The sequence below is a fragment of the Streptomyces sp. NPDC021019 genome (assembly GCF_044333295.1).
GTDB lineage: Bacteria > Actinomycetota > Actinomycetes > Streptomycetales > Streptomycetaceae > Streptomyces.
Genome location: NZ_JBIRQR010000007.1, coordinates 172,810 through 198,091, shown reverse-complemented (window position 1 = coordinate 198,091; position 25,282 = coordinate 172,810). Strand labels below are relative to the sequence as shown.

23 protein-coding genes and 1 pseudogene are annotated in these 25,282 nt (G+C 71.8%); 18 read left to right on the top strand and 6 right to left on the bottom strand.

The genetic code is table 11. The annotated features are described in order from the left end of the window. Positions 1 to 859: 859 nt before the first annotated feature. Genes argC through ACH4RG_RS30030 form a run of 5 tightly spaced genes read left to right on the top strand, consistent with a single transcriptional unit; the run spans position 860 to position 5,729 of the window. Positions 860 to 1,888, top strand: coding sequence for an N-acetyl-gamma-glutamyl-phosphate reductase (gene argC / locus ACH4RG_RS30050; RefSeq protein ID WP_398540520.1), 1,029 nt, complete (start codon positions 860 to 862; stop codon positions 1,886 to 1,888). Continuing rightward, positions 1,885 to 3,039, top strand: coding sequence for a bifunctional glutamate N-acetyltransferase/amino-acid acetyltransferase ArgJ (argJ, locus tag ACH4RG_RS30045; RefSeq protein WP_398540519.1), 1,155 nt, complete (start codon positions 1,885 to 1,887; stop codon positions 3,037 to 3,039). Before argC ends, argJ begins: the two co-directional genes overlap by 4 nt. Then, positions 3,036 to 3,965 (top strand): acetylglutamate kinase, encoded by a 930-nt coding sequence (gene argB, locus ACH4RG_RS30040; RefSeq protein ID WP_397922867.1) that lies wholly within the window; start codon positions 3,036 to 3,038, stop codon positions 3,963 to 3,965. Before argJ ends, argB begins: the two co-directional genes overlap by 4 nt. Further along, positions 3,962 to 5,167: an acetylornithine transaminase gene (locus tag ACH4RG_RS30035; protein WP_397922868.1), complete on the top strand. Its 1,206-nt coding sequence runs from the start codon at positions 3,962 to 3,964 to the stop codon at positions 5,165 to 5,167. The genes argB and ACH4RG_RS30035 overlap by 4 nt, the downstream gene beginning before the upstream one ends. A gap of 25 nt (positions 5,168 to 5,192) precedes the next feature. Beyond that, a complete protein-coding gene (locus tag ACH4RG_RS30030) occupies positions 5,193 to 5,729 on the top strand; it encodes an arginine repressor (protein WP_006123291.1) in 537 nt (178 codons plus the stop codon). A gap of 10 nt (positions 5,730 to 5,739) precedes the next feature. Here the strand turns inward: ACH4RG_RS30030 and ACH4RG_RS30025 are convergent, their stop codons facing one another. Together ACH4RG_RS30025 and ACH4RG_RS30020 are read right to left on the bottom strand one after the other, a co-directional pair. After that, positions 5,740 to 6,447 carry a L,D-transpeptidase gene (locus ACH4RG_RS30025; RefSeq protein ID WP_398162516.1) on the bottom strand — a complete coding sequence of 236 codons (708 nt, stop codon included), beginning with the start codon at positions 6,445 to 6,447 and terminating at the stop codon, positions 5,740 to 5,742. Positions 6,448 to 6,511: 64 nt separating this feature from the next. Further along, a pseudogene (locus tag ACH4RG_RS30020) lies at positions 6,512 to 6,860 on the bottom strand (pyridoxamine 5'-phosphate oxidase family protein); the annotation flags it as partial. An 87-nt stretch (positions 6,861 to 6,947) separates the two neighbouring features. Between ACH4RG_RS30020 and ACH4RG_RS30015 the strand changes: the two are divergent. The 3 genes from ACH4RG_RS30015 to ACH4RG_RS30005 all read left to right on the top strand — a co-directional run bounded on the left by ACH4RG_RS30015 (position 6,948) and on the right by ACH4RG_RS30005 (position 10,762). Next, complete coding sequence (locus tag ACH4RG_RS30015) at positions 6,948 to 8,141, top strand: argininosuccinate synthase (protein ID WP_398540518.1); 1,194 nt, start codon at positions 6,948 to 6,950, stop codon at positions 8,139 to 8,141. A gap of 113 nt (positions 8,142 to 8,254) precedes the next feature. Continuing rightward, complete coding sequence (gene argH, locus ACH4RG_RS30010; protein ID WP_398540517.1) at positions 8,255 to 9,682, top strand: argininosuccinate lyase; 1,428 nt, start codon at positions 8,255 to 8,257, stop codon at positions 9,680 to 9,682. Between the two features lie 108 nt (positions 9,683 to 9,790). Further along, positions 9,791 to 10,762 (top strand): aldo/keto reductase, encoded by a 972-nt coding sequence (locus tag ACH4RG_RS30005; protein WP_397931860.1) that lies wholly within the window; start codon positions 9,791 to 9,793, stop codon positions 10,760 to 10,762. Positions 10,763 to 10,805: 43 nt separating this feature from the next. Here ACH4RG_RS30005 and helR read toward each other — a convergent pair whose 3' ends face one another. Then, the gene (gene helR / locus ACH4RG_RS30000; RefSeq protein WP_397931862.1) at positions 10,806 to 12,971 is read right to left on the bottom strand and encodes an RNA polymerase recycling motor ATPase HelR; all 2,166 of its coding nucleotides are present in this window, start codon (positions 12,969 to 12,971) and stop codon (positions 10,806 to 10,808) included. A 285-nt stretch (positions 12,972 to 13,256) separates the two neighbouring features. On the opposite strand from helR, the gene ACH4RG_RS29995 reads away from it, so the two are divergent. Both ACH4RG_RS29995 and ACH4RG_RS29990 read left to right on the top strand, forming a co-directional pair. Beyond that, entirely contained in the window at positions 13,257 to 13,808 is a 552-nt protein-coding gene (locus ACH4RG_RS29995) for a TetR/AcrR family transcriptional regulator (protein WP_397922880.1), read from the top strand. Further along, complete coding sequence (locus tag ACH4RG_RS29990; protein ID WP_398540516.1) at positions 13,805 to 15,349, top strand: MFS transporter; 1,545 nt, start codon at positions 13,805 to 13,807, stop codon at positions 15,347 to 15,349. The genes ACH4RG_RS29995 and ACH4RG_RS29990 overlap by 4 nt, the downstream gene beginning before the upstream one ends. A gap of 85 nt (positions 15,350 to 15,434) precedes the next feature. Here the strand turns inward: ACH4RG_RS29990 and ACH4RG_RS29985 are convergent, their stop codons facing one another. Next, on the bottom strand, positions 15,435 to 16,106 hold the full coding sequence (locus ACH4RG_RS29985) for a lysophospholipid acyltransferase family protein (protein ID WP_397923163.1): 672 nt from the start codon (positions 16,104 to 16,106) through the stop codon (positions 15,435 to 15,437). Between the two features lie 263 nt (positions 16,107 to 16,369). Between ACH4RG_RS29985 and ACH4RG_RS29980 the strand changes: the two genes are divergently transcribed. The 3 genes from ACH4RG_RS29980 (at position 16,370) to ACH4RG_RS29970 (ending at position 18,756) form a co-directional block, all read left to right on the top strand. Then, the gene (locus ACH4RG_RS29980) at positions 16,370 to 17,527 is read left to right on the top strand and encodes a glycerophosphodiester phosphodiesterase (protein WP_397922884.1); all 1,158 of its coding nucleotides are present in this window, start codon (positions 16,370 to 16,372) and stop codon (positions 17,525 to 17,527) included. A gap of 135 nt (positions 17,528 to 17,662) precedes the next feature. Then, a complete protein-coding gene (locus ACH4RG_RS29975) occupies positions 17,663 to 18,235 on the top strand; it encodes a sigma-70 family RNA polymerase sigma factor (protein WP_397922886.1) in 573 nt (190 codons plus the stop codon). A gap of 17 nt (positions 18,236 to 18,252) precedes the next feature. Beyond that, positions 18,253 to 18,756: a GNAT family N-acetyltransferase gene (locus ACH4RG_RS29970; protein WP_398540515.1), complete on the top strand. Its 504-nt coding sequence runs from the start codon at positions 18,253 to 18,255 to the stop codon at positions 18,754 to 18,756. Between the two features lie 36 nt (positions 18,757 to 18,792). Here the strand turns inward: ACH4RG_RS29970 and ACH4RG_RS29965 are convergent, their stop codons facing one another. Further along, positions 18,793 to 19,233: a hypothetical protein gene (locus ACH4RG_RS29965; protein ID WP_397922891.1), complete on the bottom strand. Its 441-nt coding sequence runs from the start codon at positions 19,231 to 19,233 to the stop codon at positions 18,793 to 18,795. Position 19,234: 1 nt separating this feature from the next. Beyond that, positions 19,235 to 19,594 (bottom strand): hypothetical protein, encoded by a 360-nt coding sequence (locus tag ACH4RG_RS29960; protein WP_030589738.1) that lies wholly within the window; start codon positions 19,592 to 19,594, stop codon positions 19,235 to 19,237. A gap of 595 nt (positions 19,595 to 20,189) precedes the next feature. Here ACH4RG_RS29960 and ACH4RG_RS29955 point away from each other — a divergent pair. From ACH4RG_RS29955 to cbiE, 5 genes are all read left to right on the top strand, one after another. Beyond that, positions 20,190 to 21,308, top strand: coding sequence for a methionine ABC transporter ATP-binding protein (locus tag ACH4RG_RS29955; protein ID WP_397922893.1), 1,119 nt, complete (start codon positions 20,190 to 20,192; stop codon positions 21,306 to 21,308). Continuing rightward, positions 21,305 to 21,976 (top strand): methionine ABC transporter permease, encoded by a 672-nt coding sequence (locus tag ACH4RG_RS29950; protein WP_397931871.1) that lies wholly within the window; start codon positions 21,305 to 21,307, stop codon positions 21,974 to 21,976. The genes ACH4RG_RS29955 and ACH4RG_RS29950 overlap by 4 nt, the downstream gene beginning before the upstream one ends. Positions 21,977 to 22,057: 81 nt before the next feature. After that, entirely contained in the window at positions 22,058 to 22,924 is an 867-nt protein-coding gene (locus ACH4RG_RS29945) for a MetQ/NlpA family ABC transporter substrate-binding protein (protein ID WP_397922897.1), read from the top strand. A 101-nt stretch (positions 22,925 to 23,025) separates the two neighbouring features. Beyond that, on the top strand, positions 23,026 to 23,712 hold the full coding sequence (locus ACH4RG_RS29940; protein ID WP_397922899.1) for a GNAT family N-acetyltransferase: 687 nt from the start codon (positions 23,026 to 23,028) through the stop codon (positions 23,710 to 23,712). 109 nt (positions 23,713 to 23,821) lie between these two features. Next, positions 23,822 to 25,060, top strand: a complete 1,239-nt coding sequence (cbiE, locus tag ACH4RG_RS29935; protein ID WP_397922901.1) for a precorrin-6y C5,15-methyltransferase (decarboxylating) subunit CbiE — start codon at positions 23,822 to 23,824, stop codon at positions 25,058 to 25,060. Positions 25,061 to 25,282: the final 222 nt, after the last annotated feature.

Here is a 25,282-nt window from a genome sequence, read left to right as displayed (position 1 = left end):
CGAGGCTCTGCTCCAGCCGAAGGGCCGCGGTAGGCGCCGAAGGTCCACGGGCTGCCCTCGGGCTCCCGCACCGTGCACACGAACGCCGCCGCACCCGACCCGAACCGGGCCTCGGGCGGCGGTTCGAGGACCCCGCCTCCAGCCGCGACGACCCGCCGGTGCACCGCGTCCGTCCGTGGTGTTCAGCTCCGCCCAGGTCGGCCAGGTAGTCCCGTGCACATCGTGGGGGCCAAAGCCGGCGAACTCCCCTTGCAGCCCGGGCGAGGCATCAGCCGGGAAGCCCCGGTCCTCCGCCAGGGGGCGGAAGCCGTAGGAGTTCCGGACTCCGGAGAGGCAGGCCAGGCCGTCGTAGGCGTTGCCCTGGTTGAGGAGGAAGAGATCGATGCCGACCTCCCCCACGGAGTCTTCGTCGTCGGGGCCCCATATGCGGGCCCCGGGCCGGCATTCGATCATTCCGCTGACATCGGTCGACGCGGAGCGATCCTGCCTGTGCAGGCCAGGGGACAGCACCTCCCTTTCTCCCGCGGCCGCGGGTGGCGTGTGTGCGCTTCATCCCTGTCGTGGGGCAGCCATGATGATCTCCGCGATGTGCCGCAGGGCGGCCTGGTATGCCACGGCGTCGACTGGCGGCTTCTGCCGGGTGCGCACTCGCCGTCCAGCCTGTCCAACGTGCCTGCCCAGACGTTGAGGAGGGGGTCTGGGACGGTGCGCGGGTCGAGGCGGCCTCTTCTGGTGAGGGGTTGGGGCGGCCTCTCCGGGTGGAGGTCGGGGGAAGAGGGGCTGCTGCCCGCAGCCGATACGCCTTTGCATAAACGTGCGGCTATGCGTATAGTCATGCCATCGATCAGGAGGGTAACCGATGGTGGTACGAGCAGCAGTGGCAGGGGCGAGCGGCTACGCCGGCGGGGAGCTGCTCCGTCTTCTGCTGGCGCACCCGGACGTCGAGATCGGCGCCCTCACCGGGCACACCAACGCCGGGCAGACGCTCGGGTCGCTCCAGCCGCATCTGCGGCCCCTGGCCGGCCGGGTGCTGGAGCCCACCACCGCCGAGGTGCTCGCCGGCCACGACGTCGTCTTCCTGGCGCTTCCGCACGGGCAGTCCGCCGCCGTCGCCGAACAGGTGGGACAGGAGGTCCTCGTCGTCGACATGGGGGCCGACTTCCGACTGAAGAACGCCGGGGACTGGGAAGCGTTCTACGGGTCTCCGCACGCCGGGACCTGGCCGTACGGGCTGCCCGAGCTGCCGGGCGGGCGGGCCGCGCTCGCCGGGACCCGGCGGATCGCCGTGCCCGGGTGCTACCCGACCGCCGTCTCTCTCGCGCTCTTCCCGGCGTACGAGGCCGGCCTCGCCGAGCCGGAGGCCGTGATCGTCGCCGCGTCCGGCACCTCAGGTGCGGGCAAGGCGGCCAAGCCGCATCTGCTCGGCTCCGAGGTGATGGGCAACATGACCCCGTACGGCGTCGGCGGCGGGCACCGCCACACACCCGAGATGATCCAGAACCTCAGCGCCGCCGCCGGGCAGCCGGTCACCGTCTCCTTCACGCCCACCCTCGCGCCCATGCCCCGCGGCATCCTCGCCACGTGCAGCGCGAGGGCGAGGCCCGGCGTGAGCGCCCAGAGCCTGCGCGGGGTGTACGAGAAGGCGTTCGCGGACGAGCCGTTCGTCGACCTGCTGCCCGAGGGGCAGTGGCCCGCCACCGCCGCGGTGTACGGCTCCAACGCCGCCCAGCTCCAGGTCGCGTACGACGCGGCGGCCGGGCGGATCATCGTGATCAGCGCCATCGACAACCTCGCCAAGGGCACCGCGGGTGGCGCCCTCCAGAGCATGAACATCGCCCTCGGACTTCCCGAGGACACAGGTCTTTCGACGATCGGAGTGGCACCGTGAGCGTCACGGCAGCACAGGGGTTCGTCGCGGCGGGCATCGCCGCGGGAATCAAGGAGAGCGGCAACCCGGACCTGGCCCTCGTGGTCAACAACGGGCCGCGCCGCGCCGCCGCGGGCGTCTTCACCTCCAACCGCGTCAAGGCCGCCCCGGTGCTCTGGTCGGAGCAGGTCCTCAAGGGCGGCGAGGTCACCGCCGTCGTCCTCAACTCCGGTGGCGCCAACGCCTGTACGGGGCCCCAGGGCTTCCAGGACACCCACGCCACCGCCGAGAAGGCCGCAGAGGTGCTGGAGGGTCACAGCGCCGGCGAGATCGCCGTCGCCTCCACCGGGCTCATCGGTCTCCTGCTTCCCATGGACAAGCTGCTCCCCGGCATCGAGCAGGCCGCCGCGGCCCTCAGCGAGCACGGCGGTGAGAAGGCCGCCATCGCCATCAAGACCACCGACACCGTGCACAAGACGGCCGTCGCGGGCGGCGAGGGGTGGACCGTCGGCGGCATGGCCAAGGGAGCGGGCATGCTCGCCCCGGGCCTGGCCACCATGCTCGTCGTGCTCACCACCGACGCGGATGTCGAGAGCCCCGCGCTGGACGCCGCACTGCGCGAGGCCACCCGCACCACCTTCGACCGGGTCGACTCCGACGGTTGCATGTCCACCAACGACACCGTGCTGCTGCTCGCCTCCGGCGCCAGCGGAACCGCCCCGGAACAGGCCGAGTTCGCCGAAGCCGTACGCGCCGTCTGCGCGGACCTCGCCCGGCAGCTCATCGGCGACGCCGAGGGCGCGTCCAAGGACATCAGGATCGAGGTGATCAACGCGGCCACCGAGGACGACGCCGTCGAGGTCGGCCGGTCCATCGCCCGCAACAACCTCCTCAAGTGCGCGATCCACGGTGAGGACCCCAACTGGGGCCGCGTCCTCTCCGCGATCGGCACCACGCAGGCCGCCTTCGAGCCGGACCGGCTCAACGTCGCCATCAACGACGTCTGGGTCTGCAAGAGCGGCGGCGTCGGCGAGGACCGCGACCTCGTCGACATGCGCTACCGGGAGGTCAGGATCACCGCCGACCTCGCCGCCGGCACGGAGTCGGCCGTCATCTGGGCCAACGACCTCACCGCGGACTACGTCCACGAGAACAGCGCGTACAGCTCATGAGCACCGCGCGGAAGCACACCGCACTCCCGAAGGCGCAGATCCTCATCGAGGCGCTGCCGTGGCTGACCCGGCACCACGGCAGGACCGTCGTCATCAAGTTCGGCGGCAACGCCATGATCGACGAGGAGTTGAAGGCCGCCTTCGCCCAGGACGTCGTCTTCCTGCGGCACGCCGGCCTCAAGCCCGTCGTCGTGCACGGCGGCGGCCCGCAGATCAGCGCCCAGCTCGACAAGCAGGGCCTGGTCAGCGAGTTCAAGGCCGGGCTGCGGGTCACCACCCCCGAGGCGATGGACGTCGTCCGGATGGTGCTCGCCGGACAGGTCCAGCGCGAACTCGTCGGGCTCCTCAACCAGCACGGCCCCCTCGCCGTCGGCATGACCGGCGAGGACGCCCACACCATCACCGCCACCCAGCACCGGCCCACCATCGACGGCGAGCTCGTCGACATCGGCCGGGTCGGCGAGATCACCGCCATCGACACCGGCGCCATCCAGGCGCTGCTGGACGACGGCCGCATCCCGGTCGTCTCCTCCATCGCCCGCTCCGCCGACGACCACCACGTCTACAACGTCAACGCCGACACCGCGGCCGCCGCGCTCGCCGCCGCGCTGAACGCCGAGACGCTGATGGTCCTCACCGACGTCGAGGGCCTGTACGAGGACTGGCCCAACAGCGACGACGTCATCAGCCGGCTCACCGCGAGCCAGCTGGAGAAGCTGCTGCCCGAGCTGTCCAGCGGCATGGTCCCCAAGATGCGGGGTTGTCTGCACGCCGTGCGCAACGGCGTCGAGACCGCCCGCGTCATCGACGGCCGCGTCCAGCACTCGATCCTGCTGGAGATCTTCACCGACGAGGGCGTCGGCACGATGGTCGTGCCCGACGCCCCCATCGCCGTACACACAGGGCCCGAACAGGGGGAATCATGACCGGCACAGAGGCTGCGGGACTCACCCAGCGGTGGCAGGGCGCACTGATGGACAACTACGGCACACCCCGGCTGCCGCTCGTCCGCGGCGAGGGCGCCTATGTCTGGGATGCGGAAGGCAACCGCCACCTCGACTTCGTCGGCGGTATCGCGGTCAACGCCCTCGGCCACGCCCACCCCGCCGTCGTCGAGGCCGTCTCCACCCAGATCGCCTCCCTCGGACACGTGTCGAACCTGTTCATCGCCGAGCCGCCCGTCGCGCTCGCCGAGCGGCTGCTCCAGCTGTTCGGCCGTCAGGGGCGGGTCTTCTTCGCCAACTCCGGCGCGGAGGCCAACGAGGCCGCCTTCAAGATCGGCCGGCTCACCGGGCGCACCCACATGGTCGCCACCGACGGCGGCTTCCACGGCCGGACGATGGGCGCGCTCGCCCTCACCGGCCAGCCCGGGAAGCAGGAGCCCTTCCGCCCGCTGCCCGGTGACGTCACCCACGTCCCGTACGGAGACGTCGGCGCGCTGAAGGCCGCGGTGACCACCGACACCGCGCTGGTCATCATCGAGCCGATCCAGGGCGAGAACGGTGTCGTCGTCCCGCCCGAGGACTATCTGGAGGCCGCCCGGGAGATCACCCGGGCGACCGGCACCCTGCTCGTCCTGGACGAGGTCCAGACCGGCGTCGGCCGTTGCGGCCAGTGGTTCGAGCACCAGGCGCACCAAGGCGTCGAACCGGACATCGTCACCCTCGCGAAGGGTCTCGGCGGCGGACTGCCGATCGGCGCGACGGTCGCCTTCGGACCGGCGGCCGACCTGCTGAAGCCCGGGCACCACGGCACGACGTTCGGCGGCAACCCGGTCGCCTGCGCCGCCGGACTCGCCGTCATCGACACCCTCGCGGCCGACGGCGTGCTCGCCGACGTCAAGCGGCTCGGGGAGAAGATCCGCGACGGCGTCGAGGCGCTGGGACACCCGCTCGTCTCCCACGTCCGCGGCGCGGGCCTGCTGCTGGGTATCGTGCTCACCGGACCCCTCGCACCGCAGGTGCAGCAGGCGGCCCAGGGAGCCGGCCTCCTGGTGAACGTGCCCGCCCCCGATGTCGTACGGCTCATGCCGCCGCTGATCATCGGTGACGCGGAGGTGGACGCGTTCCTGGAGGTTTTGCCGAGCGCTCTCGACGCGGCATACGGGGACGGACGATCCGGAGCATGACCCTCCGGAGAATGAGGCGACGACGATGACCGAGGCGCAGGAATCCGAGCACGGCGGGCCGTCCGTGCCGCAGACCCGCACCGCCCGCCACCGCCGGATCGTGGACATCCTGAACCGGCAGCCGGTCCGCTCGCAGAGCCAGCTGGCCAAGCTCCTCGCCGACGACGGACTGAGCGTCACCCAGGCGACGCTCTCCCGTGACCTGGACGAGCTGGGCGCGGTGAAGATCCGCAACACCGGCGGCGAACTGATCTACGCGGTGCCGAGCGAGGGCGGATTCCGCACCCCGCAGGCCCCGCTGGGCGGCTCGGCCAAGGAGGAGCGGATGCGCCGGCTCTCGGCCGAACTGCTCATCTCGGCGGAGGCCTCGGCCAACCTCGTGGTGCTGCGCACCCCGCCGGGCGCGGCCCAGTTCCTCGCCTCGGCCATCGACCAGGCCGAACTGCACGACATCCTCGGCACCATCGCGGGCGACGACACGCTGATGCTCATCAGCCGCGACCCGAACGGCGGCCAGGCGCTCGCCGACCACCTGCTGAGGCTCGCTCAGAACGACCGCTGAACAGCCCCGTTCAGTAGCGCGTGATCGCGGTCGGGCCCCAGGAGGTGCCGATCGCGATGTGCGGTCCGCTCTCCGGGTCCGCCCAGGCGAGGATCTCCGCCATGGCGTCGGCCGGGACCGAGACGCACCCGGCCGTCGGCCCGCGCCCGTTCACGTGCAGGAAGATTCCCGCGCCCCTGCCCCGTACCGGACGGGCGTAGTTGAAGCCGATCACCAGGGCGTGGGCGTACTGCGTGCCGTAGGAGACCAGGTGCTCGGCCTCCGCCGCCCGGCAGTCCGCCGGACGTGGCTCCACCCAGCGGTTGTACGCGCGCGAGTCGTTGTCCTGGCACCACCAGGAGTCCTCGGTGGCCTCGCGGTAGGGGTACGTCGTGCCGGCCGGAGCGGCCTCGGTGCCGAAGGCGTACGGCAGGTCGTACAGGCCGGTGGGCGTGGTGCTGGTGCCCTGCTCCCGGATGGCCCCCTCGGCCAGCCCGTTCGCCCCGAACCGGGCGGGCGCCGACCCGGCCTCCGTCCAGCGGCCCCCACGCCGCTCCCACCAGGTCACGGTTCCCGTCGTGGAGCCGGTGCCCGGGGCCTCGGCGGTGATCAGCTGGGAGCCGCCGCCCGTGTCCGCGAGCCGGTACGGCAGGGGAGGGGCATCGGTTCGGCCGGGCCCGGCCCCGAGGGAGCCGGCCAGGGCGAGGAGTACGGCGGCGGTCACCAGTGATCTGCGCATGCTCCGGACCGTACGGCGGCCGACGGGCGCGTCCCACCGGACCTGCTCCGTACGGCCCAGCGGCTCACCCCGGGAGCGCGGCCGGCAGGGGCGGCAGCGGGAGCGGCAGGCCCGGCAGCCCATCGATGCCCGTCGCGATGTCCTCCTCTTCGCGAAGCAGGCGCCGAGGCTCTTCTCGTCGCCGCGCCGGAACCGGTCCGCGTGCGGCGTGCCGTCCTCGTCGTAACTCAGGAACGGCACGCCGAACCCACGGGTGTCGCGGACCAGGTCGGCGGTCACCACGATGATCGGCGCAGCCCGTGCGGGGCAGGGCCGACACCGGGGAAGCGGGCGAGCGGCCCGGGGACCGGGGGGGCGTCACGGAAGACCGGCTCACCCCGGCCGTGCACGCGCACGATGTCCGGCGGCCCTTGGACTGGCCCCCGGGAAGGGCCTTTGACAAACCATACGGTGGACTGCATAGTTATACCCATCAGTGATTGCACCGTAAGGAGAAACCCGTGACCGAGCGCGTCGTTCTCGCCTACTCGGGCGGCCTGGACACCTCCGTCGCCATCGGCTGGATCGCCGAGGAGACGGGCGCCGAGGTCATCGCCGTGGCCGTGGACGTCGGCCAGGGCGGCGAGGACCTGGACGTCATCCGCAAGCGCGCGCTCGCCTGCGGTGCCGTCGAAGCCGAGGTCGCGGATGCCAAGGACGAGTTCGCCGAGGAGTACTGCCTCCCGGCGATCAAGGCCAACGCCCTCTACATGGACCGCTACCCGCTGGTCTCGGCCCTCTCCCGGCCGACCATCGTCAAGCACCTCGTCGCCGCCGCCCGCAAGCACGACGCCGGGATCGTCGCCCACGGCTGCACCGGCAAGGGCAACGACCAGGTCCGCTTCGAGGCCGGCATCTCCGCGCTCGGCCCCGACCTGAAGTGCATCGCCCCGGTCCGCGACTACGCGATGACCCGGGACAAGGCGATCGCCTTCTGCGAGGAGAAGAACCTCCCGATCGCGACCACCAAGAAGTCCCCGTACTCCATCGACCAGAACGTCTTCGGGCGCGCTGTCGAGACGGGCTTCCTGGAGGACATCTGGAACGCGCCGATCGAGGACATCTACGAGTACACCGACGACCCCGCCGTCCAGCGCGAGGCAGACGAGGTCGTCATCTCCTTCAAGGAGGGCGTGCCCGTAGCCGTCGACGGCCGTCCCGTCACCGTCCTCCAGGCGATCCAGCAGCTCAACGAGCGGGCCGGCGCGCAGGGCGTCGGCCGGATCGACATGGTCGAGGACCGGCTCGTGGGCATCAAGTCCCGCGAGGTGTACGAGGCGCCCGGCGCCATCGCGCTGATCACCGCCCACCAGGAGCTGGAGAACGTCACCGTCGAGCGCGAGCTGGCCCGCTACAAGCGGCAGGTCGAGCAGCGCTGGGGCGAGATGGTCTACGACGGCCTGTGGTTCTCCCCGCTGAAGCGCGCCCTGGACGGCTTCATCAACGAGGCCAACCAGCACGTCACCGGCGACATCCGGATGACCCTGCACGGCGGCCGCGCCGTCGTCACCGGCCGGAGGTCCGAGGAGTCGCTGTACGACTTCAACCTCGCCACCTACGACTCGGGCGACACCTTCGACCAGTCCAAGGCGCAGGGCTTCATCGAGATCTTCGGCCTCTCCTCCAAGATCGCGGCCAAGCGCGACCTCGCCTGACCCTCCCTCGTTGAACAGCCGCCTCCCCGTCGTCACGCGGCAGGGAGGCGGCCGCATATCCGCACCTCGGCCTACATTCCGGCCTTTGCCTTCGCCTTTTTGAGGAGCACGCAGTGAGCAGCAACAACGGTGACGTCCGGCTCTGGGGCGCGCGTTTCGCCGACGGACCGGCCGAGGCGCTGGCCAAGCTGTCCGCGTCCGTCCACTTCGACTGGCGGCTCGCGCCGTACGACATCGCCGGCTCCCGAGCCCACGCGCGCGTGCTCAACAAGGCGGGCCTGCTCAGCGAGGACGAGCTGACCCGGATGCTCGCCGGTCTCGACCGGCTCGAAGCGGACGTCGCCGACGGCTCCTTCACCGGGACCATCGCCGACGAGGACGTCCACACCGCACTGGAGCGCGGGCTGCTGGAGCGGCTCGGCGCCGACCTCGGCGGCAAGCTGCGGGCCGGGCGGTCGCGCAACGACCAGATCGCCACGCTCTTCCGGATGTACCTGCGCGACCACGCCCGGACCATCGGCGGCCTGATCGCCGACCTCCAGAGCGCACTGGTCGGCCTCGCCGAGGCCCACCCGGACGTGGCGATGCCCGGCCGCACCCACCTCCAGCACGCCCAGCCCGTCCTCTTCGCCCACCATGTGCTCGCCCACGTCCAGTCCCTCTCCCGGGACGCCGAGCGGCTGCGCCAGTGGGACGAGCGCACCGCCGTCTCCCCGTACGGCTCCGGGGCGCTCGCCGGATCCTCGCTCGGCCTCGACCCGGAGGCGGTCGCCGCCGACCTCGGGTTCGAGCACGGCTCGGTCGCCAACTCCATCGACGGCACCGCCTCGCGGGACTTCGTCGCGGAGTTCGCCTTCATCACCGCGATGATCGGCGTCAACCTCTCCCGGATCGCGGAGGAGGTCATCATCTGGAACACGAAGGAGTTCTCCTTCGTCACCCTCCACGACGCCTTCTCCACCGGCTCCTCGATCATGCCGCAGAAGAAGAACCCGGACATCGCGGAGCTGGCCCGGGGCAAGTCCGGCCGCCTCATCGGCAACCTGACCGGCCTGCTCGCCACGCTCAAGGCGCTCCCGCTCGCGTACAACCGGGACCTCCAGGAGGACAAGGAGCCCGTCTTCGACTCCTGCGACCAGCTGGAGGTCCTGCTCCCCGCCTTCACCGGGATGATGGCCACCCTCACCGTCAACCGTGAGCGCATGGAGGAGCTGGCCCCGGCGGGCTTCTCGCTCGCGACCGACATCGCGGAATGGCTGGTCAAGCAGGGCGTTCCGTTCCGGGTGGCGCACGAGGTGGCCGGCGCCTGCGTCAAGGAGTGCGAGCAGCAGGGCATCGAGCTCGACCAGCTCACCGACGAGCAGTTCGCCAGGATCTCCGAGCACCTCACCCCCGAGGTCCGCACCGTGCTCAACGTGCGGGGCGCCCTCGCCTCTCGCGACGGCCGGGGCGGTACGGCCCCCTCCGCCGTCGCCGTACAGCTCGCCGAGGTGAAGGAAGACCTGGCCGCGCAGCACGCCTGGGCGACCGCCCGCCAGTAGGAAGGCCGGCCAGGTGCGCGCGGGGAGCCGTGCCGCACCGGATGGACGAAGGGCATCGCGCGCTCACCGGGGTAGGAGTAACCGAAACCCGACCCCGAGGAGCCCGCGATGCCCTTCGCCGCCCTGGCCGCCGCGACGACCCCGACCGCCCACATCGGGCTGGGCCTTGCCGCCGTCGGGAGGCCCGGCTACATCAATCTGCACCGAGACCGGGACCTGCCCGCCGACCGCGACCCCGCCGCCCTGCGCGCCCGCACCCACGAACTGCTGGACGCCGCCTACGCCCAGGGAGTCCGGTACGTCGACACCGCCCGTTCCTACGGCCGCGCCGAGGAGTTCCTCGCGGAGTGGCTGGACGCCCGGCCCTCGTTCACCGACCTCGTCGTCGGCAGCAAGTGGGGGTACACCTACACCGCCGACTGGGACGTGGAGGCCGAGGCACACGAGGTCAAGGACCACAGCCTCGCCGCCTTCGAACGCCAGTACGCCGAGACCCGGGCCCTGGTCGGCGACCGGCTCAGCCTCTACCAGGTCCACTCGGTCACCCCGGACAGCCCCGCGCTCGCCGACAAGGAACTGCTCGGCCGGCTCGCCGCCCTGGCCGCCGACGGCGTCACCGTAGGCCTCTCCACCAGCGGGCCCGCCCAGGCCGACGCGATCCGGGCCGCCCTCGCCGTCACGGTCGACGGCGAACCCCTCTTCCGTACGGTCCAGGCCACCTACAACGCCCTGGAGACCTCGGCCGCGCCCGCGCTCGCCGAGGCCCACGACGCCGGGCTCACCGTGATCGTCAAGGAGGGCATGGCCAACGGGCGCCTCGCCGGGGACGAGGCCCCCGCCGTGTTCCAGGAGATCGCCGCCGCCGCGGGCGTGGGCGGCGACGCGGTGGCCCTCGCGCTGGTGCTGCACCAGCCCTGGGCGGACGTCGTGCTCTCCGGCGCCGCCACGGTGGGCCAGCTCTCCGGCAATCTGCACGCCGCCGTCGTCGACCTGGACGACGAGCAGCGGGCCGGCCTCGACGCCCTGGTCGAGGAGCCGGAGGCCTACTGGCGGCACCGGGCGGGACTGCCCTGGCACTGAACCCCGCAGGCGGGGCCGTCCCGGACGGCCCGGCCCCGACACCTCAGGAGCCCGTCAGGACGACGAGTTCCCGGGTCGCCCGCGTCATCGCGACGTAGCGGTCCACCGCCCCCGCGACACCCGCGCCGAAGTCCTCCGGCTCGACGAGGACGACCAGGTCGAACTCCAGGCCCTTCGACAGCTCCGGGGTCAGCGACCGCACGCGGGGCGTCGCCCGGAACGCGGGGTCGCCGATGACACAGGCGATCCCGTCGTCGTGCGCGGCGAGCCACCCGGCGAGGACGGCGTCCAGGTCCGCGACGGAGCCGTACCTGACGGGCATGCCGCTGCTTCGGACCGAGACCGGCACGTTGGCGTCGGGGAGCACGGCCCGGACCACCGGTTCCGCCTCCGCCATGATCTCCTCCGGCGTCCGGTAGTTGATGGTCAGGGAGGCCAGGGTGATCCGGTCGAGCCCGACCCGCTCCAGCCGCTCCTGCCACGACTCGGTGAACCCGTGCCGGGCCTGCGCACGGTCCCCGACGACGGTGAAGCTCCGCGACGGGCACCGCTGGAGCAGCATCTGCCACTGGGCGTCGGTCAGTTCCTGTGCCTCGTCCACGACGATGTGCGCGAACGGCCCGGCCAGCAGGTCGCGTTCGGTGCCGCTCGGCCGGTCGGTGGTGGCCAGGGACTCCCGGAGATCCGCCCCGCGCAGCATCACCAGCGCACCCTCGCCGTCCGCGTCCGCGTCGGCCAGGGTCTCGTCGGCGAGCAGGCTCTCGACGACCCGGTCCATCTGCTCGCGCTCGGCGGCGGCCGCGGCCTCGTGACGGAGCCTGCGCCGGGACGCCTCCGGGTCGCCGAGCCGCTGCCGTGCCGCGTCCAGGAGAGGGAGGTCGGACACCGTCCACGCGTGGGCGTCCGGGCGCTGCAACCGCCCGACCTCCTCCGAGGTCAGCCAGGGGGCGCACGTGCGGAGATAGGCGGGTACGGACCAGAGGTCGCCGATCAGGTCGGCCGCCTCGACCAGCGGCCAGGCGCGGTCGAAGAGGGCGAACAGCTCCCTGTTCCGCCGCAGCGAGGCCCGCAGCTGTTCCTCCGGGGCGTCGCCGTCGTGCTTGTCCACGAGGATCGTGAGCAGCTCCTCCCAGATCTCCTCCCGCGCCTCGTTGTGCGGTGTGCCCGGGTCCGCCGCCCCGAACGCCGAGGCCCAGTCGGCGGCGCTCAGCCAGATGTCGGACCAGTGCGTTTGGACCCGAACGCCCGTGGCGGGCGGCTCCTCGTAGAACCGGACGGCCGGCTCGACCGCCTTCACCAGCTCCGCCGACGCCTTCAGCCGCGCCACCTCCGGGTCGGTCTCGGCGCCCGCCTGCGCTCCCTCGGCGACCAGGTCCCGCAGGGTGCACGTCTGCACGCCCTCCTCCCCGAGGCTGGGCAGGACATCGGCGACGTACCCCAGATAGGGCTCGTGCGGCCCGACGAACAGCACGCCACCGCGACGGTGCCCGAGGCGCGGGTCGGAGTGGAGGAGGTAGGCGGAGCGGTGCAGGGCGACGACGGTCTTCCCGGTGCCGGGCCCTCCGTCGACGACGAGCGCGCCCCGGGAGCCCGCCCGGATGATGGCGTCCTGGTCGGCCTGGATGGTGCCCAGGACATCGCGCATCCGGGCCGACCGGTTGCCGCCCAGACTGGCGATGAACGCGGACTGGTCATCCAGCGCGGCATGACCGGCGAAGCCCTCCGGCGCGAACACCTCGTCCCAGTAGTCGCTGATCCGGCCGCCGGTCCAGCGGTAGCGGCGGCGGCTCGCCAGCCCCATCGGATCGGCGTGGGTGGCCCCGAAGAACGGCTCGGCGGCGGGGGAGCGCCAGTCGAGCAGCAGTCGGCGGCCCGTGCTGTCGGTCAGCCCGAGCCGTCCCACGTACAGCGGTCCGGAGCCGTCCGCGGCGACCATGCGCCCGAGGCACAGGTCGAGGCCGAACCGCCGCAGGGCGCGCAGCCGGCCGGTCAGCCGGTGGATCTCCGCATCCCGGTCCATCGCCTGCCGGCTCGCTCCGCCGGGCGCCCTGCGTTCGGCTGCGAGCCGGTCGGTCAGCTCGGCGACCGACTGCTCCAGGCAGTGGGCGACGGCTGCGAAGTGCTGCTCGTCGTCGGCGATCAGCGCCGGGTCGGCCTTGGGGGCGAGGCGGTCGGGGAGGTCGAACGCGCTGGCGGTCAGGGGTGTCACGGCATCGGTTCCGATCTGCGGTGCGTACGGAGGGCGGCGTACCGCCCCGGCTACGGCGGACGATTCTGCGGCAGATGGGGGGTCTTGCCGCAAGGCCCCCCGTGCGCTATAAGTTGAGAGTGGCAAGGAGTGGTTTCACCTCCGGCCACTTTTTTCGTTTCCCGTCCCGCCCTGCCTCCGGCCGCCCTGGTCGTTCCCCCGCCCTTGCCTCCCCGCTCTCCTGCCGCAGGCCCGCCCATGCCCTGTGGTGAGACGATGTTGTCTCACGTGGGTTATGGTTGTCTCATGACTCTCGATCGTGAGCAGGTGCTGCGCAGCGCCGCCGCCCTGCTGACCCGCAAATCGACCGCCACCATGGACGAGGTCGCCAGGGCGGCGGGCATCGGCCGGGCCACCCTCCACCGTCACTTCGCCGGGCGCGACGCCCTGGTGGGGGCGCTGGAGAATCTCGGCATCCAGGAGTTCGAGGCGGCCCTGGACACCGCCCGGCTCGACGAGGGCCCCTCCGAGGAGGGGCTGCGCCGCCTCATCGCGGCCGTCGAGCCCAGCGCCGGCCTGCTGTCCTTCCTCGTCAACGAGAACCAGCTCTTCGAGGGCGACGAGATCAACGAGGGCTGGGGCCGGGCCGACGCCCGTGTCTCCGCCTTCTTCCGTCGCGGGCAGGAGCGCGGCGAGTTCCGTATCGACCTCACCCCCGCCTGGCTGACGGAGGCCCTCTACGGGCTCGTCGGCACCGGCGCCTGGGCCGTCCAGGCGGGACGGGTCGCCGCACAGGACTTCCAGCACATGATCGTCGAGTTGCTGCTCGGCGGAGCACGCCGGAGCGTAGAGCAATGACCAGCATCGACCAGAACCCGGACACCCCGGACGCCGTACGCCGCCCGGGGCGGTGGATCGCGCTCGCCGTCCTCGTCCTCGCCGTGCTGCTGGTGGCCGTGGACGCGACCGTCCTCGGTCTCGCCACCCCGTTCCTCAGCGAGGACCTCGAACCGACCGGCACCCAGCTGCTCTGGATCGGTGACGTCTACTCCTTCGTCATCGCCGGTCTGCTCGTCTCGATGGGCAGCCTGGGCGACCGCATCGGCCGCAAGAAGCTGCTGCTGGTCGGCGCCGTCGCGTTCGGCGCGGTCTCCGTGCTCAACGCGTACGCGACCTCGCCCGAGATGATGATCGTGGCCCGGGCGCTGCTCGGTGTCGCGGGCGCCACCCTGATGCCGTCCACTCTGGCTCTGATCCGCAACCTCTTCCACGACCCGCGCGAGCGCAGCCTCGCCATCGGGATCTGGGGCGCGATGGCCTCGGCGGGCGCGGCCGTCGGTCCGGTCGTCGGCGGGGCCCTGCTCGAACACTTCTGGTGGGGTTCGGTCTTCCTCATCAACCTGCCCGTGATGGCCGTCCTCGTCGTCGTGGGCATCAAGTTGATCCCCGAGTCCAAGAACCCGGCTCCCGGCCCGTGGGACATGCTCAGCGTCGGGCTCTCCCTGGTCGGCATGATCGGTGTCGTGTACGCCATCAAGGAGGCGGCCGCGCACGGGGTAAACTGGGGGGCCGGGGCGGCGGCCGTCGTCGGCGTCGGCGCGCTCACCTGGTTCGTCCGCAGGCAACTGCGGCTGCCCGCGCCCCTGCTGGACATGCGGCTCTTCCACCACCGGGGCTTCTCCGGCGCGGTCCTCGCCGACCTGCTGACCATCCTCGGCCTGTCGGGTCTGGTCTTCTTCCTCTCCCAGTTCCTGCAACTGGTGCAGGGCCGTGGACCGCTGGAGGCCGGGCTCGCCGAACTGCCCGCCGCCATCGGCGCGGTGACCGCGGGTCTGCTGGCCGGGTTCGCCGCCCGTCGCTTCTCGGTCCGCTCCGTCGTCTCGGGCGGCCTGGCAGCGGTCGGTCTCGCCCTGGGCAGTGTGACACTGCTCGACCAGAACACGGGGTATCCGCTGCTCGGCTCCATGCTGCTGGTCGTCGGCGTCGGCGCGGGCTTCGCCTTCACCGTCACCGCCGACGTGATCCTCTCCAGCGTCCCCAAGGAGCAGGCGGGCTCCGCGTCCGCCGTCTCCGAGACCGCGTACGAACTGGGCGCGGCCCTCGGCATCGCCCTGCTCGGCTCCATCGTCACCGGCGTCTACCGGGGCTTCCCGACCCCGTCCGGCATCCCCGCCGACGTCGAGTCGGCCGCCCACGAGTCACTGGGCGGCGCGGTCGAGGCCGCCGGGACGCTGCCCGCCGCCCAGGCCGGGCCGCTGGTCTCGGCGGCCCAGGAGGCGTTCGTCGACGGACTGCGGTCGGCCGCGGGCCTCGGCGCGGCGGTACTGCTGGCGGCGGCGGTCGCGGCTTGGTTCCTGCTGCGGGGCCAGAAGCTGGAGGACGGCGTCGAGCACCCGTAGGGGCGGTCGACCGCGCCCGACCGGTACGGCGAAGGGCCCGCACCCCCCAGGGGACGCGGGCCCTTCGCCGTAACCGCCGTACGGGTCAGGCGGCCTTCGCTTTCGTCGCGTACATGTCCACGTACTCCTGGCCGGACAGCCGCATCACCTCGGCCATCACCGAGTCGGTCACCGCCCGCAGCACATAGCGGTCGCGGTCCATGCCCTCGTAGCGCGAGAACTCCATCGGCTCACCGAAGCGCACCGTGACCTTGCCCGGCCGGGGCAGGCCGGCGCCGCCCGGCTGCAGCTTGTCGGTCCCGATCATCGCGAACGGGATCACCGGAGCGCCCGTCATCAGTGTCAGCCGCGCGATGCCCGTACGGCCCCGGTAGAGCCGGCCGTCGGGGGAGCGGGTGCCCTCCGGGTAGATGGCGAAGGCCTGACCCCCCTCCAGCACCCGGCGCCCCGTCATCAGCGCCGCGACCCCGCCCCGGCCGCCGTCCCGGTCCACCGGGATCATGCCGCAGCCGGTGAAGAACCAGGCCATCAGCTTGCCCTTGAGGCCCTTGCCCGTCACGTACTCGTCCTTGCCGATGTAGAACACCGGCCGGTCGCAGCAGATCGGCATGATCATCGAGTCGATGAACGTGAGGTGATTGCCCGCGAGGATCACCGGCCCGGTCCCGGGGATGTTCTCGGCGCCCTCCACCTGTGGGCGGAACATCAGGCGCAGAATCGGTCCGAGCACTGCCTTGATGACCGTGAGACGGGACAACGGTTCCTCCGGTGTCGTGGCCTGGCCGGCCGCGATGGAATGGGTCGTACGGGCGGTGGCCGGTGCCGACGGGTGATGGTCGGTGCAGGTGAGGACGATACTCGCGGGTACGCGCTGATCGCACATCGGGTTCACGAAGCGGATACGCGGTGTTGACGTGTGTTTCCGCCATGTTGGCCGACGGTCCGCCTTCCCGTACACCTCCCAGCCTACGATCGGGCCTCGCTCGACCGGTCCCGGACATCACCAAGCGAGGAGCATTCATGACGGAGCGTGCGCGGAAGACACCTGGCCGACGGAGCCTCCTGGGCGCCGCGGCCCTCGGTACCGCGGCCCTCGGCCTGCCCGCCACCGCCCGGGCGGCCGAGCGGGGCCGCGGCCACGGCGGCGGCCACGGATCGCTGCGCGATCTGCCCGTGCCGACGGTGATCGGCCACCGCGGGGCCAGCGGCTACCGCCCCGAGCACACCCTCGGCTCCTACCAGCTGGCCCTGGACATGGGTGCGCACATCATCGAGCAGGACCTCGTGCCGACCAAGGACGGCCACCTCGTCTGCCGTCACGAGAACGACATCACCGCGACCACCGACGTCGCCGACCACCCCGAGTTCGCCGGCCGCAGGACGACCAAGAGCATCGACGGCCTCTCCCTGACCGGCTGGTTCACCGAGGACTTCACCCTCGCCGAACTGAAGACCCTGCGGGCCAAGGAGCGCATCCCGGGCAACCGTCCGGACAACACCCTCTACGACGGCCGCTGGACGGTCCCCACCTTCGAGGAGGTGCTGCGCTGGGCGGAGCAGGAGGGCCGCAAGCGCTCCCAGCCGGTCTGGCTGTACGTGGAGACCAAGCACCCCACCTACTTCCGCAAGCTGGGCCTCGGCCTGGAGGAGCCGCTCGCCCGGCTGCTGCGCCGCTACGGCCGGGACCGCCGGAACTCCGCGCTCATCCTCCAGTCCTTCGAGCCCGGCTCCGTCCAGCGCCTCGCGCGCCTCGTCGACACCCCGCGCATCGTGCTGCTCTCCGGCCCGAAGGAGCGTCCCTGGGACTTCGTCGAGTCGGGCGACCCGCGCACCGTCGCCGACCTGGTGACCCCCGCCGGGCTGGCGTGGATGGCCTCCTTCGCCCAGGGCATCGGCCCCACCCTCGATCTGGTCATCCCCAAGGACGCCTCGGGACGGCTCACGACCCCGACCACGCTGGTGCGGGACGCCCACGCCAAGGGCCTGCGGCTGCACCCGTACACGCTGCGCAACGAGAACAGCTTCCTGCCCGCCGACTTCCGGCGCGGCACCGACCCCAACGCCTACGGTGACGTGTTCGGCGCCTGCGCCGCCTACCTCGCCACCGGCATCGACGGGATCTTCGCCGACCATCCGGACACGGCGCTGCTCGCGGCGGCGGACCACGCCGGGCGCTGACCCGGTACGGAGGCGGGCGCGGCGCACCACTCGTACAGGAGGTGCGCCGTCAGCCGCCCGCCCCGGCGTCCCCCGGTCGGGTGGTGGAGCATCGCCCGGGGCAACCGGCGGCCGTCCCGGCACGTCCGCCGTGGCATGACGCTTCCCGATCACGACCCCGACCCGGCCGCCTCCACCGCCCTCGTCGTCCGCGCCTTACAACCTCTGGTGCGCGCGGAGGCGAGGGCCGAGGCCCCGGCCGCCGGGCTCGACCCCGCCGACCTCGAACAGAGCGTCTGGGTGCGGCTGCTGGAGCGCCCGGCCGCCGCCGGACCACCCGCCGACGCGGCCCGATGGGTGCGCGACACCGTGCGGGGCGAGGCCCGCCGCGGACGCCGCGCGGCCCGGCGGGAACGCCCGTACGCCGGAACGGAGCCCGCCGCCGGGCCGGCCGACTGCCCGGAACGCGCCGCCCTCGGGGCCGCCGAACGCCGGGCGTTGCGCTCCGCGCTGGCCCGGCTGCCCGGCCGCTGCCCCCGGCTGCTGGAGGCGATGCTCGCCCCCAGCGACCCGACCTACCGGGAAATCGCAGGGGAGTTGGGTATGTCACAGGGGAGCTTGGGCCCGATCCGTTCCCGTTGCCTTGGATGTCTGCGCAGAATGCTGGCTGCGGAGATTGTCGCTCCTTCCGTGCGGGAAGGGAGCGGTAGGCAATCGGCGAACAGGTGAGCGGGAGGCGTGCACACATGGGCATGAGCGTGACCATCTCGGCGGCGACGGCACGGGACGTCGAGCAGATCTTCAGACTTCAGTACCTCTGCTTCCAGCGCGAGGCGGAGCTGTACGACAACTACCGGATCGACCCGCTCGTCCAGACCCTCGAATCCCTGCGCGCCGAAGTCGCCGACGACCTGGTGTTCGTGGCCCGGCTCGGGGACGAGGTCGTCGGCTCGGTCCGAGGGGGCACCGACCAGGAGGGCACGGGCCTCATCGGCAAGCTCTGCGTCCACCCCCGGCTCCAGGGCCACGGCCTCGGGGCCAGGCTGCTGCTCGCCGCCGAGTCGGCGCTCTCCGCCGAGCGGGCGGCGACCCGCTTCCGGCTGCACAGCGGACACCGCAGCGAGGGCAATCTGCGGCTCTACCGGCGGGCCGGATACGCCCAGGTCGGGGCCGTCACCGGAGCCGACGGCGTCCGGATGGTCCTGCTGGAGAAGGACGCGGCCGACCGGGACTACGTGGCCAGCGCCTGACCGTGCGCCGCGCGCGGCGGGGCCCGAACGGCGTCGCTACACCGCCACCGTTCTCGCGCGGCGCAGCCAGATCATCCCGGTGACCGGCAGGATCACCGGGATGAAGAGGTAACCCATCCCGAAGTCCGACCACACCGTCGAGTCCGGGAAGGCGGCCGGCTCGACCAGCGTCCACGCGCCGACGACCAGCACACCGAGCAGCTCCGCGGCACAGCACACCAGCGCCGCCCGGCGGGCCTTCTCGCCGCCGCGCACCAGCGAGTACGTGATGAAGCCGTACACCAGGGCCGCGACGGCCGACAGCCCGTACGCCAGCGGCGCGTGGTCGAAACCCCTGACCATCTCGACGATCGTCCGCGAGGCCGCCGCGACCGTGAACACCCCGTAGAACCAGACCAGGACCCGGCCGGGACCGGTGCCCAGTTCGAAGGACGGCTTCGGGACCGTGGCCACCTCGGGGCGGTCGGTGTCGCTCACGTCAGTTTCCCCAGATGTCATAGAGCCGGACCTCCAGAACCGCCAGCACGACCGCGCCCGCCGCGACCGTGACCGAACCCCAACGGGTCCGCTCGGTCAACGAAAGGAATCCGGCCGCGGGCACGGCGGCGAACGAACCGACCAGATAGGCGATGAACACCGCCATTCCCTGCTCCGGCCGCTCCCCGCGCGCCAGCTGCACGACGCCCACGACCAACTGGGCCAACGCCAGGACGGAGACGACCGCCATCCCGATGAAGTGCCAGTCCTTCGTCGGCTGGTCCCGGTAGGCGGCATGTCCGCACCAGGCGGCGAGGGCGAGCGCGGTCACGGCGACCGCGACCGTCAGGGCGTCAAGCATGAGTCGAGGGTATTACGGACGGAACGCCCGCCCGCGTGCGGCCCCGGCCACCACGGAGGCGGCCACCGCACCGGGGCGCACATCGTGGCCTTGGCCACAACCGGCGGCCAAGGTTCCGCTCTCCGGCCATCGGCTCCCCCCTGGACCCGCCCGTGCGATCACCCTGTCACCGCAGGTCACAGCCGTGCGTCGCGCACCTTCCGGGGTAACCCGAAGGCTGGCATCCGGTCATCCAGCACTGTCCGCTATGCGGACACTCGGGATCGCGAAGACCTCACGTCTGTTTTACTTGGCCCATGACCACGACGAGCAGCCGCACCCTTGCGACCGAGGCGATCAGCACGCCCGGTGCTCGTTGTATGTGTCGAATGCGCGCCTTCTGAGGGCCCCCGCCTGAGCCTCGCGCCCCGAAGCGAGACCGAGCCTGCGCCGTCCGCACCCTGCGGAACGAGCGCGCCCGCGCATGCGCAGCACGGCCGACCGCCGCGTACAGCCATGCCGAGACACCCGGCCGACCAGCCCGAAAAGTCTCTTCAGACGAATGCCCCGTGCCCGGCGGACACCGCGCCGCGCACTCGACAGTGACGGAAACCCTGTGATCACCACGACGGGCCTCACGAAGGTCTACCAGTCGCGCGACCGTGAGGTCACCGCACTCGACGGCGTCGACCTGCACGTCCGCGAAGGCGAGGTGTACGGCGTCATCGGACAGAGCGGCGCCGGCAAGTCCTCCCTGATCCGCTGCGTCAACCTCCTGGAGCGCCCCACCTCCGGCACCGTGACGGTGGCCGGCCAGGACCTCATCGCCCTCGCCGGTCGCGGCCGACGGGCGAGCGCCGAGCTGCGCCGGGCCCGCACCCGCATCGGCATGGTCTTCCAGCACTTCAACCTGCTGGACTCCCGCACCGTGCTGGACAACGTGGAACTGCCACTGGAGATCCTCGGATTCTCCGGCCGGGAGCGCACCCGCAAGGCCGGGGAACTCCTCGACCTGGTCGGCCTCGCCGACAAGGCGAAGGCCTACCCCGGTCAGCTCTCCGGAGGTCAGAAGCAGCGTGTGGGCATCGCCCGCGCCCTGGCGGGCGACCCCCAGGTGCTGCTCTCGGACGAGGCGACCTCCGCACTCGACCCCGAGACCACCCGCTCCGTCCTCCAACTGCTGCGCGACCTCAACCAGCAGCTCGGCCTGACCGTCCTGCTCATCACCCACGAGATGGACGTCGTCAAGACCGTCTGCGACTCCGCGGCGCTCATGCGGCGTGGCCGGATCGTCGAGTCCGGGACCGTCGCGGAACTCCTCGCCACCCCCGGTTCCGAACTGGCCCACGAGCTGTTCCCGGTCGGCGGGACCGCCTCCGGACCCGACCGCACGGTCGTCGACGTCACCTTCCAGGGGGAATCGGCCTCCCGGCCGGTCATCTCCCAGCTCTCCCGTACGTACAACATCGACATCTCGATCCTCGGCGCCGCGATGGACACCGTCGGCGGCAAGCAGATCGGCCGGATGCGCATCGAGCTGCCCGGCCGCTTCGAGGAGAACGTCGTTCCCATCGGCTTCCTGCGCGAGCAGGGCCTCCAGGCCGAGGTCGTCGAGGACGCGACCGGCCCGGAGGCCGGTGCCGGGACCGACGCGCCCGCCACCGTCGTACCGGAGCAGACGTCCGCCGCCCTCGCCGAGGAGTCCGCCGCGCTCACCAAGGAGGTCGTCAAGTGACCTGGTCCGAAATGCAGCCCCTGCTGGCCCAGGGCACCGTCGACACCCTCTACATGGTGCTGTGGTCCGCGCTGGTCACCGTCGCCGGCGGACTGCCGCTCGGCGTTCTGCTGGTCCTCACCGACAAGGGCGGACTGCTGCGGAACACCCTGGTGAACAAGGTCATCGGCGTGATCGTGAACATCGGCCGCTCCCTGCCGTTCATCATCCTGCTGATCGCCCTGATCCCCTTCACCACCTGGGTCGTCGGCACCTTCATCGGTCCCACCGCGATGATCGTGCCGCTCGCCGTCGGAGCCATCCCGTTCTTCGCCCGGCTCGTCGAGACGGCCATCCGCGAGGTCGACCACGGACTCGTCGAGGCGGTGCAGTCGATGGGCGGCTCCATCCCCACGATCGTCCGCAAGGTGCTCCTGCCGCAGGCCCTGCCCTCGCTCGTCTCGGGTGTCACCACCACCCTCATCGTGCTCATCGGCTACTCCGCGATGGCCGGCGCGGTCGGTGGCGAAGGGCTCGGCTCCCAGGCCATCACCAACGGGTTCCAGCGTTTCGACAACCGGTTCATGCTGGTCACCGTCGCGCTGCTGGTCGTCCTCGTCACGGTGATCCAGCTGATCGGCGACATCGCCGTCCGGCTGCTGACCCGCCGCGGCCGCACCGCCTCCTGAGGCCCGGCCCCCAGAACTCTCTGTCCCACCGAGCCCGAACTCCTTGTCCGGGCGCACCACCACAAGAAAGAGGCACTTTTCGTGCGCAAGAACATCAAGATCACCGCAGCTGTCGCTTCCACCGCCGCCCTCGCCCTGGGCCTGAGCGCCTGCGGTACGGCCTCCGACCCGGCGTCCAAGAGCGGGACCGGCGCGAACGCCGACACCTCCAAGGCCCTGGTCGTCGCCGCGTCCCCGACGCCGCACGCCGACATCCTGAACTTCGTCAAGAAGAACCTGGCGAAGAAGGAGGGCCTGAACCTGGAGGTCAAGGAGTTCACGGACTACGTCCTGCCGAACACCGCCACCCAGAACGGCCAGGTCGACGCCAACTTCTTCCAGCACAAGCCCTACCTGGACGACTTCAACGCGAAGCAGAAGACCACCATCGTGCCCGTGGTCGACGTCCACCTGGAGCCGCTGGGCCTCTACTCCAAGACGGTCAAGGGCATCGAGGACATCAAGGCCGGCCAGACCGTCGCCGTCCCCAACGACACCACCAACGGCGGCCGCGCCCTCCAGTTGCTCGCCGAGAACGGCCTGATCACCCTCAAGGACGGCGTCGGCACCAGCGCCAAGCTGAGCGACATCACCGACAGGAAGGGCCTGGAGTTCAAGGAGCTGGAGGCCGCCACCGTGCCCCGTGCCCTGGGCGACGTGGACGCCGCCGTCATCAACGGCAACTACGCCATCGAGGCCGACCTGAAGCCCGGAAAGGACTCCCTCGCCCTGGAGAAGGCCGAGGGCAACCCGTACGCCAACTTCCTGGCGGTCAAGGGCGGCAACGAGAAGGACCCGCGCGTCGAGAAGCTCGCGAAGCTCCTCAACTCCGACGAGGTCAAGAAGTTCATCGAGGACACCTACCAGGGCTCGATCATCCCGGCCTTCGGCGCCCCCGCCACGTCCTGACGCCCACCCGGCACTTGCCGACGGAGCCCCGCACTTCCCTCCCGGAGGCGCGGGGCTCCGTCGTGCCGACCCGCCCATGCACAAGGCGGACCCGATGCTGCATGCTGTGCTTTTACCCGGTCTTCGGCATGGAGCTGCGCATGACTACCACCTTTCCGTCCATCTCCATCAGCACGGACAGGTTGGTGATGCGCCCCTTCGAGATGGCCGACATCCCCGCGCACATCGAGATGATGAACGACGAGACGGTCACCGCGTGGATGGACGGGCCGAACCCGTACACCCAGGTCGACGCCGAACGGTGGGTCCGCAGAATCGCTCCCGCGGAACGCACCGCGGGCCACGGCATCGCCCTCGCCGTCACCGAGTTCCTCACCCAGCGGCTCGTCGGCAGCGTCCGCCTCCTCAACACCGACTGGCGCACCCGCTCCACCGAGGTCCGCTACATCACCGCACCCTGGGCGCGCGGCGAGGGGTACGCCACCGAATCCGTCCTCGCCATAGCCCAGTGGCTCTTCCGCGACCAGGGCTTCGAACGCATCGAGCTGCGCACCCCCGCCGACAACACCGCCTCCCAGCAGGTCGCCCAGAAGCTCGGCTGCATCAGCGAGGGCGTCCTGCGCAACGCCCGCATCGCCCGCACCCGGACCGAGAACGGCACCGACGGCGGCTGGACCGACATCCGCACCGACCTGATCGTCTGGGGACTCCTCCCCGAGGACCTCGAAGGGGTCGCGGAACAGCTCGCCGACGCCGGCGACTACGGCACGTACAACACCTGGAAGTAGAGCCCGAGGCCACCCGCGAGCCCAAGGTCCGGACCGGGTACTCTCACCCCTGCCCGCCACCGCACGGGCAACGCCCCGCCCCCTCCGACACCTCAGGAGACAGACGACGATGGCCGACCGGGTCACGGTGATCGGCTGGGACGGCTCGCCACTGACCAGAGCGGCCACGGCCGCGCTCTCGGCCGCCACGCTCGTCGCCGGCGCCGCCCACCACCTCGCCCTGCCGGAAGTGCCCCCGCAGGCCGAACGCATCCGCCTCGGCAGCGTGGACCTCGCCGCCCGCAGGATCGCCGGCCACCGCGGCAGCGCCGTGGTCCTCGCCGACGGCGACCCCGGCTTCTTCGGCGTCGTCCGTACCCTGCGCGCCCGCGAACACGGCCTGGAGGTCGAGGTCGTCCCCGCCGTCTCCGCCGTGGCCACCGCCTTCGCCCGGGCCGGCATGCCCTGGGACGACGCCCAGGTCGTCGTCGCCCACCCCCGCACCCTGCGCCGCGCGGTCAACGTCTGCCGGGCCCACCACAAGGTCGCCGTCCTCACCTCACCGGGCGCCGGACCGGCCGAACTGGCCCTGCTCCTCGAAGGCGTCCACCGGACCTTCGTGATCTGCGAGGAACTCGGCACCGCCCGTGAGCGCGTCACCGTCCTCACCTCCGACAAGGCGGCCGACCACGCCTGGCGCGACCCCAACGTCGTCATCGTCATCGGCGGCGGCCCCGAGACAACCGCCGCCGGCGCCTGGATCGCCGGCCGCCAGCCCGCCTACCCCCAGGGGATACGGGGCTGGGCCCTGCCCGCCGAGGCCTACCGGGCCGCCGGGGCCGAGCGGATGCAGGAGTCCGGCGAGGGCGAGTTCCCCGGCCTGCGCGCGGCCCAGCTGGCCCGCCTCGGCCCCCGCACCGGCGACCTGGTCTGGGACATCGGCTCCGGCAGCGGCGCCCTCGCCGTCGAGGCGGCCCGCTTCGGCGCGGCGGTCCTGGCCGTGGACGACGACCCGGCCGCCTGCGCCCGCACCGAGGCCGCCGCCCGCGCCTTCGGCGTCCCCGTCCAGGTCGTCCGCGGCCGCGCCCCGCACGTCCTGGAACGGCTGCCCGAACCCGACGTCGTACGGATCGGCGGCGGGGGAGTCCCGGTGGCCACCGCGGTCGCCGACCGCCGCCCCGAACGCATCGTGACCCACGCCTCGACCCGCGACGAGGCCGAGGCCCTCGGCGGGGCGCTCACCGGCAACGGCTACACGGTCGAATGCGCGCTGCTCCAGTCCGTCGACCTGGACACCACCGCCTGGACCGAGCGCGAGAGGTCGGTCGTGTTCCTGCTGTCCGGACGCCGTTCGGACCTCGCCCCCTGACCCGCTCGGCCCGGTGCGGAAGGTAGGCTGGCCGATTGTTGTACCGCGCCCGGCCGTTCGTCGCTTCGTTCGTCAATGTCCGGAAAAGTGGACCGTTTTGGTCCGCACTGTGGTACGGCACAACCCGGGGGACGCGCAACGTGGCGCAGTCCACAGTGAGCCGTGGCAGAACTGCCTGTCGCGGCGGCGAACGGCCGCGAGAATAGGAAGCCCCGCGGGCGT